This window comes from Ramlibacter sp., from assembly GCF_035554825.1.
Taxonomy (GTDB): domain Bacteria; phylum Pseudomonadota; class Gammaproteobacteria; order Burkholderiales; family Burkholderiaceae_C; genus Ramlibacter.
Genome location: NZ_DATMHS010000134.1, coordinates 43,076 through 60,498 on the forward strand (window position 1 = coordinate 43,076; position 17,423 = coordinate 60,498).

Sequence of the window (17,423 nt, forward strand, 5' to 3'; positions counted from 1 at the left end):
ACATGCTGTTTGCGGTCATCTTCACTGACAAGCCGGGCCACGGACCGCTCAGGGCCGAGCACTTGCAGGCCCATGTCGAGTGGGTGGCGCGGCACCAGGAGACGGTCCTGGTCGCAGGCTCCCTGCGCACGCAGCCGGAGGCGGTGCCGAAAGGCGGCTTGTGGGTGGTCGAGGCGCCCTCCAAGGAGGCCGTCCTCGAACTCATGAAGTCGGACCCGTTCCACCGCTGCGGGCTGCGCCAGGAGGTCGAAGTCCTGCACTGGAACAAGGCACTCGAGAAGAAGGTCCTGGTGTGAGGGCCGCACCGCTGCTCGATCGCACCTGAACCAGGCCGGCCATCACCAACGTCAAGCGCATGGATACCTTGCGAATCACCACCGACACGTCGCAGCTCGATGTGCCTCTGATCCACGCCTTCCTCAGCCAGCATTCGACCTGGGCGCGCGGCATCCCGCTGGCGACCGTGCAGCGCGCGATCGAGCACTCGCTCTGCTTCGGCGGCTTCCTCGGCCAGTCCCAGGTGGCGTTCGCCCGCGTCGTCTCCGACTGCGCGACGTTCGCCAACCTGGTGGACGTGTTCGTCCTGCCCGCCCACCGGGGCCGGGGCCACGGCAAGGCGATGCTGCGCGCGGTGCTGTCGCATCCGGACCTGCAGGGGCTGCGCCGCTTCACGCTGGCCACGGCCGATGCCCACGGCCTGTATCGCCAGTTCGGATTCGACGCCCCCGCGAAACCGGAGTCGCTCATGGAGCGCTACTTCCCGCAGATCTATCGGGACGCGGCCTGAGATGGCGGGCCGTCTCCCCCGGGTCCGCCCCTGGCCATTGCGTTAGCGTCGTGGAGTTGCTCGTCATCCGGCACGGAGAGACCGAGTTCAATCGGGCGGGCCGGTATCTCGGCGCACTCGACCCCGAGCTGACGGATCGAGGCAAAGAGCAGGCGATCGCGCTCCGGCCCTTGCTGGCGGACATCGATGTCGTGCTCTGTTCCCCGCTGCGGCGGGCGCGCCAGACGGCTGAACTGATCTGCGCCGGACGCGCGCTCAGCCCGGTACCGGTGGAGTGGCTGCGCGAGCGCCATGTCGGCGTGTTCGAAGGGCTCACCCGCAGCGAGGCCCAGGCGCGGTTTCCGGAACTGTGGGCGCGCAACATCACCCGTCACTGGGCTGCTGCGCCGCCCGGCGGCGAATCGATCGAACAGGTGGTTCAGCGCGTGCGCGAGGGCCTCGCTGAACTTGCCGCCTCGTGCCCAGGCAGGCGCGTGGCGCTGGTCTGCCACGGTTTTGTCGCCAAAGTGCTGCGCGCGATCGGGCACGCCGGTTTTGACGACTTCTTCGATTGGCAGCTGCCCAATGCGGGCGTTTACGCAATGACGGTCGACGGCGCCTTCGACACCGCCGCGCAGTGCGTGCTGGCCCTGGCGCTGGTCAAGTGCAAGTCTCAAGACCCTTCCCGAGATTCAACGCATGAATAAGTACCTGGCCGGCTCACTGAGCGCATTCACTGCCGCGGTTATTGGCTTCTTGATCCATGTCGGCAGCCAGGAGTGGGTCCGATCCTGGGTCTCCGCGCACATGCAGGGGCGCGCGGTCATTCCGTCCTGGGATGTGCGGTGTGTCGCGTTGCTGACCTCGCTCGAAACCGGCATCGGCCTCGTCGTTCTCTACGCGCTGATCCGGCCGGCGTTGCCTCGAAGGTCGTCGCTGCTGCGCGGCGTCGTCCTGGGCGTCCTCCTTCTGGCCGTCATGGGCCGACTATTTCGGCAGCCGGCGATGAATCTGGTCATCGGCAATCCTTTGCCTGTCGTTGCGGTGCAGGACGGAATTTCCTGGGTGCTGTGGACTGGCATGAGCGTCGTGGTCGCGGCAGTCTACGACGCACTCTCGCCCGCAGATGCTTCTTGAGATGTGAGCACCTTCGACACGGACGCACTGGGGCACCCTTCGGGCTGTGCCGCCTTTGCGCTCGGATGCTTGGCAGCCTGCCTCGGTTCGCGGACCGCCCTTCACGGCGGGTCGCCGCCCGAAGACCATCGCGGCAGGGTAAAGCCGGTCAGGAGCGCCAGGATGCGCAGGCCACTGGCGCTGGCGGCGGCGAGCACCAGCCCCAGGCTCGCCGGCAGGCCGCCATGCTGCGCCAGCACCAGCACCCAGCCGCCCGCGAAGGCGCAGACGGCGTAGGGACGGTGGTCGCGCAGCGCCGTCGGGATCTCGTTGCAGACGATGTCCCGCAGCACGCCGCCGAAGGTGGCGGTGATCACCCCCATCAAGACGGCGACGATGCCGGGCAGCTCCTGGGCCAGCGCCAGCTGGGTGCCGCTGGCGCTGAACAGGCCCAGGCCGAGCGCGTCCGGCCATTGCATCGCCCGTTCGGTCGGGGCGAAGTGGCGCGCCCTCAGCACGGCCATGGCGCCGATGCACAGCGCCAGCAAGGCCCACAGCCACTCGGAATGCGCCACCCAGAAGAACGGGCGGCGATCCAGCAGGACGTCGCGCAGCGTGCCGCCACCGAAGGCGGCGAGGCCGGCCACCAGGCACACGCCGACCGCGTCCAGGCGTTTGCGGGCGGCCTCCAGCAGGCCCGACAGGGCAAAGGCCACGGTCGCGGCAACCTCGACCACCGTGAGCAGCCAGGACAGCAGGGGCGGATTCGACATGCACCGATTGTCGGGCGCGACGCTGCGCTTTCGGCGCCCCGCTCCCGGCGCCGGTCCGACGGCAAGCGCCGCGAGCGCACACCCCCCGCGCCCGCGGCTCGCACGCAACCAGGCGCAGCCGTCAGCCGGCCTTGGCGTACACGTCGGCGCTCAGCACTTCGATGCCCACGAACGGCTCGTTGCCTTCGACCCAGGCGTCGTGACCCGGCGGAATGGTGTACGACTCGCCCGGGCCGATCGTCTTTTCGGAGCCGTCGGCCAGCCGCACGTGGATCCGGCCGGACACGGCATGGCCCACATGCGAGAGCTGGCACAGGTCGGTCTTGACCACCGGCTTCACGCATTCCGACCAGCGCCAGCCCGGCTGGAAGTTGAATCGGCCGATGGTGTACCCCTCGAGCTTGACCACCTCGACGCGCGTCTTGTCGGGGGCGCGGACCTCGTCGGGCGTGCCGTGCGACTTGACTTCGAACCTGCTGACCGAAACGGGAGTTGCCATGGTTGCCTCCTAAAGCCGAGGAACGCCGCGGATCGATCCGGCAGCGTTGCCGCGCAGGCCGCGCACAGCTCGTGACATCGAAGCGCACGGGCAAGCGCGGCCGCCCAGCCGGCTCACTATAGGAACCAGGCCACCCGAGTTCAATCGCGGCAGCAGTCCCGCGCGATCCAATTGCTGTACCGCATTTGCATATTCCAATAAGCATCTGAAATTTCGTTCGTTCCCATCGGCGCGCGCCGCTTCCAGAATCGGTTCCCGACCAATCCACGCACCTGGAATTCCGATGCAGCATCGCCGCCATTTCCTGAAGACTTCCGCGTCCGCGCTCCTGGGCGCCGCGGCCTCCGGCCTTGTCACCTCGACGGCCGCCGCCCAGCAGAAGGTCGAGATCCTGAACGTCTCGTACGACCCCACGCGCGAGCTGTATGTCGACTTCAACAAGGCATTCGCGAGCCACTGGAAGGGCCAGACCGGGCAGGAGGTGGCGATCAAGCAGTCGCATGGCGGCTCCGGCAAGCAGGCCCGATCCATCATCGACGGACTCGATGCCGACGTGGCGACGCTCGGGCTGGCCGGCGACACCGACGCCCTCGCGACGCACGGGGGCTGGGTGAAAGCGGACTGGCAAAAGCGCCTGCCGCACAACTCGTCGCCCTACACCTCGACGATCGTGCTGGTGGTTCGCAAGGGCAATCCCAGGGGCATCAAGGACTGGGACGACCTGGTGAAGCCGGGCGTCGCCGTGATCACGCCCAATCCCAAAACCTCGGGCGGGGCACGCTGGAACTACCTCGCGGCCTGGGAGTTCGCGCGGCGCAGGTATGGCGGCGACGCCAGGGCGAAGGAGTTCGTCGCCAGGCTCTATGGCAACGTCGTGGTGCTCGATACCGGCGCCCGCGGTTCGACCAGCAGCTTCGCGCAGCGCGGCCAGGGCGACGTGCTGATCGCCTGGGAGAACGAAGCCTACCTGCTGGGCAAGGAGTTCGGTGCGAAGTTCGACGTCGTCGCGCCGTCGCTCAGCATCCTGGCGGAACCCGCCGTCGCCGTGGTGGACAAGAATGTCGACCGCAAGGGCACGCGCGCGGTGGCCGAGGCCTACCTGCGCTACCTGTACAGCGAGGAAGGCCAGGACCTGATCGGCCGCAACTTCTACCGTCCCGCCGCCTCGCCGAGGGCCCAGGCGAAGTACGCGGGCCAGTTCCCGAGACTCAACCTGTTCACCGTCGACCAGGCATTCGGTGGCTGGGCCAGGGCGGACAGGGACCATTTCGCCGACGGCGCCAGCTTCGACCAGATCTACACGCGCAAGTAGGCACGGCGATCCCCGGCTGGCGAGGTGGACACGGCTCAGCGAGCGGGGCCGCCGGCCGTCGATCGCGGCGCTTTCGCGCGCGAGGGTGGGACGGCGTGCGCGGCAGCACCGTGAGCACGCGCACGCCGCCGCTAGCGCTTGAACAACCTGGTCCGGTGATGCTCGAGATAGTCCAGCTGGCGCCGCGCGAATCCGCGCGGCGAGGCGCTCTGTGCGACCGACCAGCCCTGCACGACGCGATCGGGCAGCGCCGCGCTGACGAGCAGACGGCCGGCCGGGTCGAAGGAAATGTAGCCCTTGCTGAACAGCAGGTGGTAACTCGGCGTCAGCAGCAGCCCGTTGGCGCCGTCCAGCCGCTCGCGGTTGGAGCAGGTCGCCCACGGCTTGATGTGCGCGGCCTGCAGCAGCCCCGGTTCGGTGACGCCGGTGGCGCGGCAGCCGCTTTCGAAGGCGGCGACGGCGACGCGGAATCGTCCCTGGCCGAACCTGGCCTTCAGCAGTTCCTCGCGGTCCGCCTCGGCCAGGCACTCGCTGCTGCGGATCGCTTCCTCCTGCTGCGCGATCAGGGCCGCCAGTGCGTCGAGCTCGCGCGAATCGTCGCAGGCATCGAGCTCATCGACCAGCGTCTTGCCGGCGACGTCGTCGACCCAGCCCAGCTCGCGCATCAGCGCGCGGAACGCCGGCCGCATGCGCCAGGTCGCGGTGTCCGGATCGCAGTACCCGATGAGATCCCTGCCGCCGCGCGGGGCGCGTCCCATGCTCTGGCCGATCCGGCGGCCCAAGGCCCGGCAGCGGCGCACGATCCGCCGGTTCGGCTTGGTCGCCTCCGGGGCGTACTCGACGCCGGCGGGCGTGTCGTAGAGCTGGCGCAGATCGGCCAGCGCCTGGGTGTCCAGCGCCACGCCCTTGAGCGCCTGGACCAATGCTTCGTCGCTTCGCGCAGCCTTCATGATGTCTGCTCCTGCCGGCGCGCCCGTGCCCTGCGTTCCCAATACTGCGGCGGCCGGGGCGCAAGACCATGACCTGCCTCAAGGCCGGCGGACAGCGCCTCACCGGATGTAGGCCTCGGTCGCATAGCGGCGCATCATCCGGTGGCTGTTGAAGTACGGCGCGGTCTTGCTGATCGCACCCTTCATCAGCCTGATCCAGGGCGCGGGCGCACCGACGTCGTACAGCGGCAGCACCACCTGTTCCAGCTTCTCGTAGAGCGGCCCGGCGTCGCTGCTCGCGTCCGGGGCGCCCACGGCCCAGCCCGTCACGCCCTCGATGCAGCCCTCGATCCACCAGCCGTCCAGCACCGACAGGCTGGGCACGCCGTTGAAGGCGGCCTTCATGCCGCTGGTGCCGGAGGCCTCGAACGGCGGCAGCGGCGTGTTCAGCCAGACGTCGACGCCGGCCACCATCAGGCGGGCAAGCGCCAGGTCGTAGTCGGGCAGGTAGACGACCGGCACGCGCCCGGCCAGCTCGCGCGCGTGCGCCAGCAGCTGCCGGATCAGGGCCTTGCCCTCGGCGTCCAGCGGATGGGCCTTGCCGGCGAGCAGGACCTGGAACGGGCGCCTGGCCGCGATCGCGGCCAGGCGGCCGATGTCGGTGAACAGCAGGTCCGGCCGCTTGTACGAGGTCATCCGGCGCGCGAAGCCGATCGTGGGCAGCGCCGGGTCGAGCGCCGTGCGGGTGAGCGCGCGCACGGCGTCCAGCAGTTCGCGCTTGCAGGCGACGTGCGCTTCCCAGACTTTCGCGTCGGGCAGGCAGCTCTCGGACCGCACCAGCAGTTCCGGCTCATGGCACCAGCCGGGCAGATGCGCGTCGTACAGCTGGCGGAACGGGCCGGCGGTCCAGGTGTAGGGGTGCACCCCGTTCGTGATCGCCTGCACGTGATAGCCGGGGAACATCCTGGTCGAGAGTTCCGCGTGGCGCTTGGCGACGCCGTTGACGAACTCGCTCAGGTTCAAGGCGAGGCGGGTCATGTTCAGGTCCTCGTCGCCGGCCAGGTGCTTCAGCACGGACAGGTCGACCATGCCGCCCAGCAGCGGCTCAACCAGCGGATACGGGAAGCGGTCATGGCCGGCCTCGACCGGCGTGTGGGTGGTGAAGCTGCAGAGCGCCCGCACGCGCGGCAGGTCGTAGGGCGGTTCGCCCGGCTGGACGTCGGCCGCCGGATACGAATAGCGCCGCAGCAACTCGAGGCCGAGCATCGCCGAGTGCCCCTCGTTCATGTGGAACTGCCGGATCTCGAACCCGAGCGCCTGCAGCATCCGCACCCCGCCGACGCCGAGCACGATCTCCTGCTTGAGCCGGTATCGGCTGTCGCCGCCGTACAGGTAGTGCGTGATCTCGCGATCCTGCGGCGCGTTCTCGTCGAGCGCGGTGTCCAGCAGGATCACCGGCGCGCGGCCGCCGAGCTGGCTTTCCAGCACGTACAGCCAGGCGCCGATCCAGACCGGACGCCCTTCGATCGAGACGGCGATCTTCGCGTCCAGCGCCCGCATCCACTGGCGCGGCTCCCATGGCGCCGGCTGCTCGACTTGACCGGCCGATGGGTCGAGCGCCTGCCGGAAGTGGCCGGCGCGCGAGACCAGGCTGACGGCGACCAGCGGCAGCCGCAGGTCGGCCGCCGAACGCATGGTGTCGCCCGCCAGCACGCCCAGGCCGCCGGTGTAGGTCTTGATCTCGTTGCGCAGCGCGATCTCCATCGAGAAGTAGGCGATCCGCGGCTCGTGGATGAATTCGTCCATGCCCTGGGTTCCCGGTCGACACGCGCCATGACGGCGGGCTACGCCATCGCCTTCAACGCAGGCACGCCAGGACCGTGGCGGCCGCGCTGCCGCGCCCGCGGCGGCGTCATTGGTGGGCGATCGCCGGCGGCTCGGCCGCTCCGGGCTGCTGCTCCTTCCATTTCTGGTAGCACTGCAGGCCGCAGAAATACAGCACGTAGTCGGTTGCCTCGGGCACCGCGGCTTCCGACCTGGGCACTTCCCTGAAGCACATTTCGCAGGAAACAAGGTCCTGTTCCGTTGACGTGGTTGCACCGGTCATGGGGCACCTCCGGATGAGCGAGTGGCGGCGCGCCCCCGGGGACGGCCGACCGCGGCGGCTGCGACGACAGCCGCTCTTTCCACTATAGGCGGCGGCGCTGGAACCACCACCGGGCCGGGCGGGGCAGGGGCCGCTCCCGCCGGCGTCAGTGCGGCGCGAAGTAGCGCACGATGCCGGCCAGCGTCGCCAGGCGCGGTGCATCGGCGTCGGGGACATTGACGCCGCTGCGCTGCGACAGCCCGATCACGACATTGAGGAAATCCATGGAGTCGAGGTCCAGCGCCTCGCGCAGGTCGGCGTCGTCGGCCACGGCGCCGAGGTCGGCCTCGGGCGCGATGCCGGCCAGGACCTCGGCGACCAGGGCGCGGATCTGCTGCTCGGTCATGGCTGCGCTCCGGCCAGCGCCGGCGGATCCTGCAAGGCGCGGTCGATCGCGGCCAGCAGCAGGCCGCCGACATGGCCGTCGCTGGCGCGGTGGTCGGCCGCGAGCGTCGCCGCCAGCACCGGTCGCGCTTCGAGCCGCCCGTCGACGACCCAGGGCCGCGGCACGATGCGCCCGAACCCGACGATCGCCACCTGCGGCGGATAGATCACGCCCAGCACCGCATCGGCGCCGCGTTCGCCCAGGCTGGTCACGGTGACGGTCGGATCCGCGATTTCCGAACTGCGCAGCCGGCCGGTGCGGGCACGCTCGACCAGCTCGCGCATCGCGGCCATCAGGGCCGGCAGGCTCGCCCGGTCGGCGTCGTGGATCGCCGGCGCCACCAGGCCGCCGCCGCGCAGCGCGATCGCCCAGCCGGGGTGGATGCCGGCGCCCGGCCGGAAGGCCTCGTGCTCGTAAAAGCCGTTGAGCTGCGGCACTTCGCGCAGCGCCAGCGCCGCCGCCTTGAGCAGCAGCGCGGCGGCCAGCAGCCGGTCGGCCGGGGCGTGCTCGCGGTTGTACGCGTCGAGCCAGGCGACCGCCGCGCCGCAGTCGATCGCCCGCGTGAGGTAGTAGTGCGGGATCTCGCGCTTGGATCGCCCCATCGCCACGGCGATGGCCCGCCGCATCGAGGACGGGTCGAACCGGGGCGGCGCTGCGGCGGCTGCCGGCGCTGCTGCCGGCGTGGCCGCGGCGCGCTCGACGTCGGCCAGGGTGACGGCGCCCTCGTCACCGGTGCCGTGCAGCTGGTCGATGTCCAGGCCCAGCGCCTGCGCGCGTTGGCGCGCCGCCGGGCTGGCTCGCGGCCGCGCCGGGACGAGCGAACCGGCGCCAGCCGCCGCCGTCCCTTCCTCGCGCACATGCGCCAGCACCGCACCGACCGGCAACTCGGTGCCGGGCGGCGCCAGGTCTTCGATCAAGCCATCGAGGAAGATCTCGACGTCGATGGCGCCCTTGTGGGTCTCCACCACCGCCACCACGTCGCCGCGCTTGACCCGGTCACCGGGCCGCACCAGCCACTGCACCACCTTGCCGGTTTCCATGTCGGCGCCCAGCGCGGGCATCACGAAGTCGCGCATGGCGTGTCAGCGCGGCCGCACCAGCGCGCGCGCCGCCGCGAGGATCGCGCCGGTGCCGGGCAGGGCCGCCTCCTCCAGCTGCGCCGCGTAGGGGATCGGCACCTCGGCGCTGCAGACGCGCCGCACCGGTCCGTCCAGTTCATAGAGGGCCTGCTCCGCCAGGCGCGCGGCGATCTCGGCCGACAGCGAGCCGCTGCGCCAGCCCTCGTCGACGATCACGCAGCGGTGGGTGCGGGCGACCGATGCGAGGATCGTGGCGTCGTCGAGCGGCCGCAGCACCCGCAGGTCGACCACCTCCGCCTCGATGCCCTCGGCCGCCAGTTGCTCGGCCGCTGCCAGGCACTTGGGCAGGCTGTTGCCGTAGGTCAGCAGGCTCACGTCGCGGCCGGCGCGGCGCACCCGCGCGTGTTCGATGTCCACCGCCGCGATCGCCGGGTCCAATTCGCCCTCGGCGTTGTACAGCACGATGTGCTCGAAGATCAGCACCGGGTTGGGGTCGGCCAGCGCGGCCGCCAGCATGTGCCGGGCATCCTCCACCGTCGCGGGCGCCAGCACCTTCAGCCCCGGAATGTGCGCGAACCAGCCTTCCAGGCTGTGCGAATGCTGGGCCGCCAGCTGCCGGCCCGCGCCGGTCGCCAGGCGGATCACCAGCGGCACGGCGAACTGGCCGCCCGACATGTGCGACAGCGTCGCCGCGTTGTTGAGGATCTGGTCCAGCGCCAGCAGGCTGAAGTTGCAGGTCATGATCTCGGCGATCGGCCGCAGCCCGGCGATGGCGGCGCCGATGGCCGCGCCGACGAAGCCGTTTTCCGCCAGCGGCGTGTCGAGGATGCGCTCGGGGCCGAATTCCTCCAGCAAGCCCTTGGTGACCGCGTAGCAGCCGCCGTACTTGCCGACGTCCTCGCCCAGCACGAAGCAGCGCGGATCGGCCAGGAGGGCGGCGCGGATCGCCTGCCGGCAGGCCTCCCGGTAGGTGATGCGCAGCGGCGCCGCGTTCATGGCGGCACCCGCGCCGGCGCGTCCTGCACCACGCTGTCCATCAGGACGAACCGCTCGAGGTCGGCCGCGGGTTCGAGCGTGCCGGCCTCGGCGAAGGCGACCGCCGCGTCGATCTCGGCCCCGATCTCGGCGTCGATCCGCGCGCTGTCCGACTCCGCCAGGAGATGGCTGTCCTGCATCCAGGCGCGCAGCCGCTCGATCGGGTCGCGCTGCTTCCACTGCTCGATCTCGCCGCGCGAGCGGTAGGCCTGGGTGTCGAACATCGAGTGCGCCCGGAACCGGTAGGTGCGGCACTCCAGCAGGAAGGGGCCGGCGCCGCTGCGCACATGCGCGGCCGCAGCGCGGGCCGCCGCCTCCATCGCCACCGGCTCCATGCCGTCGGCCTGGGCGGCGGGCATGCGGTAGGCCTGGGCCTTGCGGAAGATGTCGGTTTCGATCTCGCCGTCGGCCAGCGGCACGCCCATGGCATACAGGTTGTTTTCGCAGACCAGCAGCAGCGGCAGCCGCCACAGCATGGCCAGATTCATGGTCTCGTGGAACGCGCCTTCGCCGACGGCGCCCTCGCCGAAGAAGCAGGCGGTGATCGCGGCCCGGCCCAGCCGCTGGTCGGCCAGCGCGATGCCGGCGGCCAGCGGCAGCCCGCCGCCGACGATCGCGTTGCCGCCGAAGAAGCGCCGCTCGCGGTCGAAGATGTGCATCGAGCCGCCGCGCCCGCGGCTGCAGCCTTCGAGCTTGCCCAGCATTTCGGCCATCAGCGCCTGCATGGGCAGGCCGCGGGCCAGCGCGTGGCCATGTTCGCGATAGGTCGCGACCACGGCGTCGCCGGCGCCGAGCGCCGCCATCAGTCCCACCGCCACCGCCTCCTCGCCGTCGTACAGGTGCAGGAAGCCCCGGATCTTCTGCGCCTGGTAGAGCTCGACGCACCTGGCCTCGAACCGGCGGATGCGCAGCATCTCGCGGTACAGGTGCTGCGCGTGCGCGCGGTCGAGGTGGATCTTGGTGCTCATGGCGGCGTCAGCGTTCGTCGCTCTCGAGCGTGGACAGATCGCCCTCGGGCAGGCCGAGCTCGCGCGCCTTGAGCAGGCGGCGCATGATCTTGCCGCTGCGCGTGCGCGGCAGCCCGGCGCGGAACTCGATCTCGCGGGGCGCGACGCTGGCGCCGAGGCGGCGGCGCGCGTGGCCCAGCAACTCGCGCCGCAGCGCCTCGTCGGCCGTGAAGCCGGCCTTGAGCACGACGAAGGCCTTGACGGTCTCGCCGATGGTGGGGTCCGGCGTGCCGATGACGCCGGCCTCGGCCACGGCCGGATGCTCCATCAGCGCGCTTTCGACCTCGAACGGTCCGATCAGGTGTCCCGCCGACTTGATCACGTCGTCGGCGCGGCCGACGAACCAGAAATAGCCATCGGCATCGCGCCTGGCGAGGTCGCCCGTGAGGTACCAGCCGTCGGCGAAGCATTTGCGATAGCGCTCCTCCTCGTGCAGGTAGCCGCGCATCATCGACGGCCAGGGCGCCGCCAGCGCCAGTTCGCCCTGCGCCATCGGCTCGTCGAGCAGCTGCAGGCCGCCGCCTTCGGTCCGGCGCACGATGGCGGCCGTGATGCCCGGCAGCGGCCGGCCCATGGAGCCCGGCTTGACGTCGACGGCGACGTAGTTGGCGATCATGATGCCGCCGGTCTCGGTCTGCCACCAGTTGTCGTGGAACGGCAGGCCGAAGGCCTCGACGCCCCAGACCACGCCCTCCGGATTGAGCGGCTCGCCCACGCTCGCCATGAAGCGCAAGGCCGACAGGTCCAGGCCCCGCAGCGCAGCGCTGCCGAGCTTCATCATCATGCGGATCGCCGTCGGCGTCGTGTACCAGACGCTCACCCGCTCGCCGGCCAGCACCGAGTACCACAGCTGCGCGTCGAACTCCGGCTCGAGCACGACCGAGGTCACGCCGCAGCACAGCGGGGCGATGATCCCGTAGCTGGTGCCCGTCACCCAGCCCGGGTCGGCGGTGCACCAGAAGACGTCCTGTTCGTGCAGGTCGAGCGCGTAGCGGGCGGTCGCGAGGTGGGCGACCACGGCCCGGTGGACGTGGACCGCGCCCTTGGGCCGGCCGGTGGTGCCGCTGGTGAAGTGCAGCAGGGCGGGCGACTCCGGGTCGGTGGCGGCGATGGCGTACTCGGCGCTGGCGCGCTCGACGGTCTCGTCCCAGCCGTGCACGCCGGGGCCGCGCAGGTCCTCGCCGGCGCCGACCAGGATGGCGTGGCGCAGGCCGGGCAGGCGCTGGCGCAGCGGCTCGACCTTGCGGCGGTAGAGATCGGCGGTCGTGACCAGCACCCGGGCGTCGCCGAGCTGCGCCCGGGTGGCGATCGGTTCCGGGCCGAACGCCGAGAACAGCGGCGCGGCGACGCAGCCGGCCTTGAGCGCGCCGAGCACGGCGACGTACAGCTGCGGCTGGCGCCCCATCAGGACGAACACGCGCTCGCCGGGCAGGACGCCGAGGGCGGCCAAGGCGTTGGCGAAGCGGTTGGTCGCCAGCGCCAGCTGCTGGTAGCTCACATCGATGCGCTGTCCGGCCTTGCCCCGCCAGCGGATCGCGATCTTGCCGCCCTGGCCGCGGCGCACGTGCCGGTCGAGGCACTCGTGCGCGATGTTGATGCCGCCCGCGGGCAAGCCGTCCAGCGCGGCGGCGGCGCGGTCCCAGCTGAACGCGGCGCAGGTGGCTTCGTAGTCGAGCAGGTGCGGCGTGGGGACCAGGGCGGCCGGATGCTTGGCGATCCGGTGCACGGCGGGCGCGATGTCCATGGCGACTCGGTCCTGCGGCGCCCTCAGGTGGCCGATTCGCCGCGGATGACGAGCACCGGCACCGGCGCCAGGCGCACGATCTGCTCGGCGCCGCTTCCAAGCAGCACCCGCCCGACGCCATGGCGGCCGTGCGTTCCGACCACGATCAGATCGGCTTGCCAGTGCCGCGCGGCGTCGGCCACGGCCTCGCCCAGGCGCTCGCCGGGATGGTCGAGGAGCTGGGAATCGGCCGCGACGCCGGCCGCCTGTGCCGCCGCCAGCGCCTTGGCCAGGATCTCCTCGCCGGCCGCGCGAAGAAAGAGCGTGGCCTGCCCGTCGAAATCGAGCCCGGTCGCGTAGGTCAGCTCGACCGAATGGAACAGCCTGAGCGACGCCCCCGTGTCGCCCGCCAGCTGCAGCGCGGCGGCCAGCGCCTTGTCGGAGGTGGGACTGCCGTCGACCGGCACCAGGATGCGCTTGAACGTGGCCACCATGTGTCCTCCCGCGGGGTTGCGCCTGCCATCAAGATAGGCGGGCATCGGCGGGTGACGTTGATGAAGCGCAAGCAACCGGTGGCGCCCCGCAGGAGCGCTTCACCCCTTGGCGGGCCCCGGGGCGCGGGCCGCTACCGGCTTCGCAGGGCGGGATGCGAAACGCTACTTCGCCGTCAGCGACCGGTCCACTTCCTCGCGTACCAGCTGAACCAGTTGCTGCTGGCCAAAGGAAGGCAGCGGACGGCCGTTGACGAAATACTCCGGGGTGGCCGTCACCTCCAGCGTGTTCGCGTCCTGGATGTCCTGCTCGATCGCGCGGGCGATCTCCGGCGACTTCATGTCTTCCTTGACCCGGTCCGTGTCGAGCCCGACGTTCACCAGATACGGCCAGATCCGTTCGACGTGCGCCGTGTGGTTCTGCACCCATCCCGACTGATTGGCCAGCAGCGTTTCCAGCGTCTGCCAGAACTTGCCCTGTTTGCGACTGGCCTCCAGCGCCTTCACCACCTCTTGCGACCCGGCGTGGAAGGGCGCGTAGCGGACGGAAAGACGGATCTTCTCGGGCTGCTCCGCCAGCATCTTCTTGACCAGCGGGTAGAACGCGGCGCAGGTGCCGCACGCCGGGTCCAGGAACTCGACGATATGCACCGGCGCCTGCGCATTGCCGATCGTCGGCGAATGGAATCGAACGAGCGACTTGCGGTTGTGCGCGGCGGCCTGGACGTTTTGTTGATCGCCGTTTCGCACGTACATCGTGGCCGCGCCGGAGAACAGGGCCGCTAGGAGAACGCCGGCCACGACGAAGATCGTCTTTCGTTTCATTCGAGTGATTCGCAGAAGTTGATTGGTGGATGCGAGCCGGCGCGGGGCTTGCCGGTCGCGTGCTTGCCGTGACGCGCTCCAGGCCGATACCGGTTGCACGGCCCCGAGCTGGCGACGCACGCTATTGCGAACCTGTTCCTGCCCGCGTGCCTTGACGACCATCAACTCGCACTCACCTGGGCCGGCAGCACCCCGGGCGCCGGACGACTGTCGAACCTGTAATGAACCCGTCACGGGCACGTCCCGGGTGCGTTCCTACAGTGGGAACCGTGATGCAGGCGTTGCATCCAGCGGCCCGAAAGACCGCCGTCCACTCTTTTGAAGGAGCTTCATCATGTCAGTTCGCCACCATGTCACCGCGCTGGCCATCGCCACCCTGGGTCTGCCCGCAGCGTTCGCGCAAACCACCGCGGTCTTCGTCGGCGGAGAGGCCGGCTGGATCGATCGTCCCGTCCAGACCTCGCTCACGCCGCAGCAGGTCCGCAGCGAGTTCCTGCGGTTCCGCGGCAATCCGGTCGCGCCGGACGGCGGCCGCTATGTCGGCGGCGAGGAAGGGTACGCCTTCCCCGCGCATACCTACGCGGTGCGCGACGGACGGCTGGTCTGCACCGACAAGATCGCCCACAACCCGGCGCCCGCCGCCATCAAGTCGCCGGCGGAAGCACAGCGCTTCCAGCAGCAGTACCCCGCCTGAGCGAGCAGCCGCCCGCCAGCCATGACCGAAGGAGGATCCGTCCCAGCCGAGGCGGCTCCTCCTGCCCACCGGAGAAACCGACTTGAAAACGATCCACGCCTTCGCGACCGCGGCCGTCATGGGCCTGCTCGCACTGTCCGCACTTCCCGCAGCCGCGCAAAGCCCGCACGGGCATGACCAGGCCGGCATGGCGATGCCCTCGATGCCGCAGCACGCCTCGGGCGAGGGCGAGGTGCGCAAGATCGACGCGCGCAACCGCAAGGTCACGCTCCGCCACCAGGCGAGCAAGGACCTCGGCATGCCGGCCATGACCATGGTCTACGGTGTTTCCGACGCCGCGATGCTGCGCAAAGTCAAGGTCGGCGATCGGGTTCGATTCAGCGCCGCGACGGCCGGCGGGACAATGACGATCACCGAGATGCAGGCGGCGCGCTGAGCGCGACCCGGGCGGTGCCGCCTCTGCGTCGACGAGCATTCCCGGGGCAACGCCGGCAGGAGACACCGTGAAGATTCTGGTGGTGGAAGACGAACCCAAGGCGGCCGAATACGTGCGCCAGGGCCTGGCCGAGAGCGGCTATACCGTGGAAGTGGCCCTGACCGGCCTGGACGGCCTGCATGCGGCCGCCACCGGCGACCATGACCTGGTCATCCTCGACGTGATGCTTCCGGGCGTCGACGGGTTCGCCGTCCTTTCGGCGCTGCGCACCTCGAAACAGACGCCGGTGCTGATGCTCACCGCGCGCGGCAAGGCCGACGACCGGGTGCACGGATTCGATCTGGGCGCGGACGACTACCTCGTCAAGCCGTTCCATTTCCCCGAGCTGCTGGCGCGTGTCCGCGCCTTGCTCAAGCGCGGCCAGTCGGCCCCCGCCGACCTGGGCCTCCGGGTCGCGGACCTGGAGATCGATCCGGTGCGGCACCGGGCGACCCGGGGCGGCCAGCGCATCGACCTCACGGCCAAGGAGTTCGCCTTGTTGACGCTGCTGGCCCAGCGCAGCGGCGACGTGCTGTCGCGCACCCAGATCGCCTCGCTCGTGTGGGACATCCACTTCGACTCCAACACCAACCTGATCGACGTGGCCATGCGCCGGCTGCGGGCGAAGGTCGACGATCCCTTTGCCGACAAGTTGATCCACACGGTGCGCGGCGTCGGATACGTGCTCGAACTTCGGCCGGCGCCATGAAGCGGATGCTCCACGCGCTCGGGCGCCGCTCGCTGGCGGTCCGGCTCGCATTGGCGAGCGCCCTGTTCGGGCTGATCGTGGTGTGCGGTGCCATGGCCGTCGGCTACTGGACCTTGTCGCGCCAGCTCGACGAGCGGCTGGCCGCCGATCTCGAAGGCCGGGCGCAGCTGCTGGCGCACATCCTGGCGGACGTCCAGACCGTCGGCGCCATCGCGAAGGCCAACCCGCGGTTCAGCGAACTCTTTTTCGGCCATGACGACCTGCACCTGGCGCTGGCCCTGCCCAGCGGCGGGCCGGTGATCGCCGGCTTCTCGGACGTCGCCATCCAGTCCGTCGCGGCGCTGCGCAAGGCCTCGATCGGTGCCCACGGCCTGTCGACCTGGCACGCGGGCGACGAACGCTTCAGCGGGCTGAAGGGCATGACCTCGGTCGGCGACGGCGGGAAGGTCGAGTTCTACCTGGCCGTGGACCGGCACCGGGACGCGAAGCTGCTCGCGGGAACCCTCGAGTCGACGCTGTTGTCCTTGCCGCTGCTGCTGCTGATCGTCGGCGCCGGTGCTGGGCTGATCGCGCGGACGGGCCTGGCGCCGCTGCGCCGGTTCAACCAGCTGGCCGCTTCGGTGGGCGCCAAGACGCTCGACCAGCGCGTCTCCATGGCGGGACTGCCGGGTGAACTGGCGGATCTGGCCAACGAATTCAATGCCATGCTGGCGCGCATCGACGCCAGCTACCGGCAGCTGGAGGACTTTGCCGGCGACCTGGCGCATGAGGTGCGCACGCCCGTGGCCACCTTGCTGGGGCGCACGCAGGTCGCCCTCTCGCAGCCGCGCCCGGTCGAACAGCTGCGGGAGGTGCTCGAAGGCAACGTCGAGGAACTCGACCGGCTGGTGGCCTTGATCAGCGACATGCTGTTCATTGCCCGGGCGGATCACCAGGTGCTGTCGGTGCAGGCGGAGACCGTGGACCTGGTGCAGGAGGCGCATCGGCTGGCCGAGTTCATTTCGCTGGGCACCGACGAGAAGCGACTTCGGCTCGAAGTCAGCGGTCAGGCGCCGCCGCTCCAGGCTGAACGGTCGATGGTGCAGCGGGCCATCACCAACTTGCTGACCAACGCCGTGCGCCATGCCAACGAGGCGTCCACCGTGGACATCGAGGTCGGCGCCCAGGATGGATTCGCCACCGTGTCCGTCACCAACCGCGGCGAATGCATTCCCCCGGACAACATCGAGCGCATCTTCGACCGCTTCTATCGGGTCGACCGCGCCCGTGCGCGCGGCGACGGCGGCACCGGGCTCGGGCTGGCCATCGTCCGTTCGATCGCGACCCTGCACGGCGGCAAGGTGACCGTGCGAAGCGATTCCGGCCGCACGACATTCACGCTGTGGTTTCCTCTGGCTCGCGCCGCAAGCCCAGCCGCGGGGGCGCAGGACCAGGCCCCGGCACTGTCGCCGGCGTAATG

The 17,423-nt window shown here is 70.4% G+C and carries 21 protein-coding genes; 9 read left to right on the forward strand and 12 right to left on the reverse strand.

Features of this window, described 5'->3' with window-relative positions:
• Positions 1-2 precede the first annotated feature (2 nt).
• From VNT59_RS16650 to VNT59_RS16665, 4 genes are read left to right on the forward strand one after another with little or no spacing between them, the layout of a single operon-like run.
• The gene (locus VNT59_RS16650) at positions 3-296 is read left to right on the forward strand and encodes a YciI family protein (RefSeq protein ID WP_325500124.1); all 294 of its coding nucleotides are present in this window, start codon (positions 3-5) and stop codon (positions 294-296) included.
• 59 nt (positions 297-355) lie between these two features.
• Entirely contained in the window at positions 356-787 is a 432-nt protein-coding gene (locus VNT59_RS16655) for a GNAT family N-acetyltransferase (protein WP_325500126.1), read from the forward strand.
• A gap of 50 nt (positions 788-837) precedes the next feature.
• Positions 838-1,473 (forward strand): histidine phosphatase family protein, encoded by a 636-nt coding sequence (locus VNT59_RS16660; protein WP_325500128.1) that lies wholly within the window; start codon positions 838-840, stop codon positions 1,471-1,473.
• Complete coding sequence (locus tag VNT59_RS16665) at positions 1,466-1,903, forward strand: hypothetical protein (protein WP_325500130.1); 438 nt, start codon at positions 1,466-1,468, stop codon at positions 1,901-1,903. Before VNT59_RS16660 ends, VNT59_RS16665 begins: the two co-directional genes overlap by 8 nt.
• A gap of 101 nt (positions 1,904-2,004) precedes the next feature.
• Here the strand turns inward: VNT59_RS16665 and VNT59_RS16670 are convergent, their stop codons facing one another.
• The gene (locus VNT59_RS16670) at positions 2,005-2,655 is read right to left on the reverse strand and encodes a trimeric intracellular cation channel family protein (protein WP_325500132.1); all 651 of its coding nucleotides are present in this window, start codon (positions 2,653-2,655) and stop codon (positions 2,005-2,007) included.
• A 121-nt stretch (positions 2,656-2,776) separates the two neighbouring features.
• Positions 2,777-3,154, reverse strand: coding sequence for a cupin domain-containing protein (locus tag VNT59_RS16675; protein ID WP_325500134.1), 378 nt, complete (start codon positions 3,152-3,154; stop codon positions 2,777-2,779).
• Between the two features lie 283 nt (positions 3,155-3,437).
• Here VNT59_RS16675 and VNT59_RS16680 point away from each other — a divergent pair, with 283 nt between their 5' ends.
• The gene (locus tag VNT59_RS16680) at positions 3,438-4,466 is read left to right on the forward strand and encodes a sulfate ABC transporter substrate-binding protein (protein WP_325500136.1); all 1,029 of its coding nucleotides are present in this window, start codon (positions 3,438-3,440) and stop codon (positions 4,464-4,466) included.
• A gap of 131 nt (positions 4,467-4,597) precedes the next feature.
• On the opposite strand, the gene VNT59_RS16685 is transcribed toward VNT59_RS16680, so the two are convergent.
• The 10 genes from VNT59_RS16685 to VNT59_RS16730 all read right to left on the reverse strand — a co-directional run bounded on the left by VNT59_RS16685 (position 4,598) and on the right by VNT59_RS16730 (position 14,248).
• A complete protein-coding gene (locus tag VNT59_RS16685; protein WP_325500137.1) occupies positions 4,598-5,416 on the reverse strand; it encodes an HNH endonuclease in 819 nt (272 codons plus the stop codon).
• A 99-nt stretch (positions 5,417-5,515) separates the two neighbouring features.
• Positions 5,516-7,201: an alpha-glucan family phosphorylase gene (gene glgP, locus VNT59_RS16690; protein WP_325500139.1), complete on the reverse strand. Its 1,686-nt coding sequence runs from the start codon at positions 7,199-7,201 to the stop codon at positions 5,516-5,518.
• Positions 7,202-7,307: 106 nt separating this feature from the next.
• Complete coding sequence (locus VNT59_RS16695) at positions 7,308-7,502, reverse strand: DUF3330 domain-containing protein (protein WP_325500141.1); 195 nt, start codon at positions 7,500-7,502, stop codon at positions 7,308-7,310.
• Between the two features lie 145 nt (positions 7,503-7,647).
• Entirely contained in the window at positions 7,648-7,887 is a 240-nt protein-coding gene (locus VNT59_RS16700) for an acyl carrier protein (protein WP_325500143.1), read from the reverse strand.
• Complete coding sequence (locus tag VNT59_RS16705; protein WP_325500145.1) at positions 7,884-9,002, reverse strand: dihydrolipoamide acetyltransferase family protein; 1,119 nt, start codon at positions 9,000-9,002, stop codon at positions 7,884-7,886. The genes VNT59_RS16700 and VNT59_RS16705 overlap by 4 nt, the downstream gene beginning before the upstream one ends.
• Before the next feature lie 6 nt (positions 9,003-9,008).
• Positions 9,009-10,001 carry a pyruvate dehydrogenase complex E1 component subunit beta gene (locus VNT59_RS16710; protein ID WP_325500147.1) on the reverse strand — a complete coding sequence of 331 codons (993 nt, stop codon included), beginning with the start codon at positions 9,999-10,001 and terminating at the stop codon, positions 9,009-9,011.
• Positions 9,998-11,008: a pyruvate dehydrogenase (acetyl-transferring) E1 component subunit alpha gene (gene pdhA / locus VNT59_RS16715; protein ID WP_325500149.1), complete on the reverse strand. Its 1,011-nt coding sequence runs from the start codon at positions 11,006-11,008 to the stop codon at positions 9,998-10,000. The genes VNT59_RS16710 and pdhA overlap by 4 nt, the downstream gene beginning before the upstream one ends.
• Before the next feature lie 7 nt (positions 11,009-11,015).
• On the reverse strand, positions 11,016-12,791 hold the full coding sequence (acsA, locus tag VNT59_RS16720) for an acetate--CoA ligase (protein WP_325500151.1): 1,776 nt from the start codon (positions 12,789-12,791) through the stop codon (positions 11,016-11,018).
• Between the two features lie 23 nt (positions 12,792-12,814).
• The gene (locus VNT59_RS16725; RefSeq protein WP_325500153.1) at positions 12,815-13,264 is read right to left on the reverse strand and encodes a universal stress protein; all 450 of its coding nucleotides are present in this window, start codon (positions 13,262-13,264) and stop codon (positions 12,815-12,817) included.
• 162 nt (positions 13,265-13,426) lie between these two features.
• Positions 13,427-14,248, reverse strand: coding sequence for a DsbA family protein (locus VNT59_RS16730; RefSeq protein ID WP_325500312.1), 822 nt, complete (start codon positions 14,246-14,248; stop codon positions 13,427-13,429).
• Between the two features lie 172 nt (positions 14,249-14,420).
• On the opposite strand from VNT59_RS16730, the gene VNT59_RS16735 reads away from it, so the two are divergent.
• The 4 genes from VNT59_RS16735 to VNT59_RS16750 all read left to right on the forward strand — a co-directional run bounded on the left by VNT59_RS16735 (position 14,421) and on the right by VNT59_RS16750 (position 17,421).
• Positions 14,421-14,780: a hypothetical protein gene (locus VNT59_RS16735; RefSeq protein ID WP_325500155.1), complete on the forward strand. Its 360-nt coding sequence runs from the start codon at positions 14,421-14,423 to the stop codon at positions 14,778-14,780.
• An 82-nt stretch (positions 14,781-14,862) separates the two neighbouring features.
• The gene (locus tag VNT59_RS16740; protein WP_325500157.1) at positions 14,863-15,216 is read left to right on the forward strand and encodes a copper-binding protein; all 354 of its coding nucleotides are present in this window, start codon (positions 14,863-14,865) and stop codon (positions 15,214-15,216) included.
• Positions 15,217-15,283: 67 nt separating this feature from the next.
• A complete protein-coding gene (locus tag VNT59_RS16745) occupies positions 15,284-15,964 on the forward strand; it encodes a heavy metal response regulator transcription factor (RefSeq protein WP_325500159.1) in 681 nt (226 codons plus the stop codon).
• A complete protein-coding gene (locus VNT59_RS16750) occupies positions 15,961-17,421 on the forward strand; it encodes a heavy metal sensor histidine kinase (RefSeq protein WP_325500160.1) in 1,461 nt (486 codons plus the stop codon). The genes VNT59_RS16745 and VNT59_RS16750 overlap by 4 nt, the downstream gene beginning before the upstream one ends.
• The last annotated feature ends 2 nt before the right edge of the window (positions 17,422-17,423 follow it).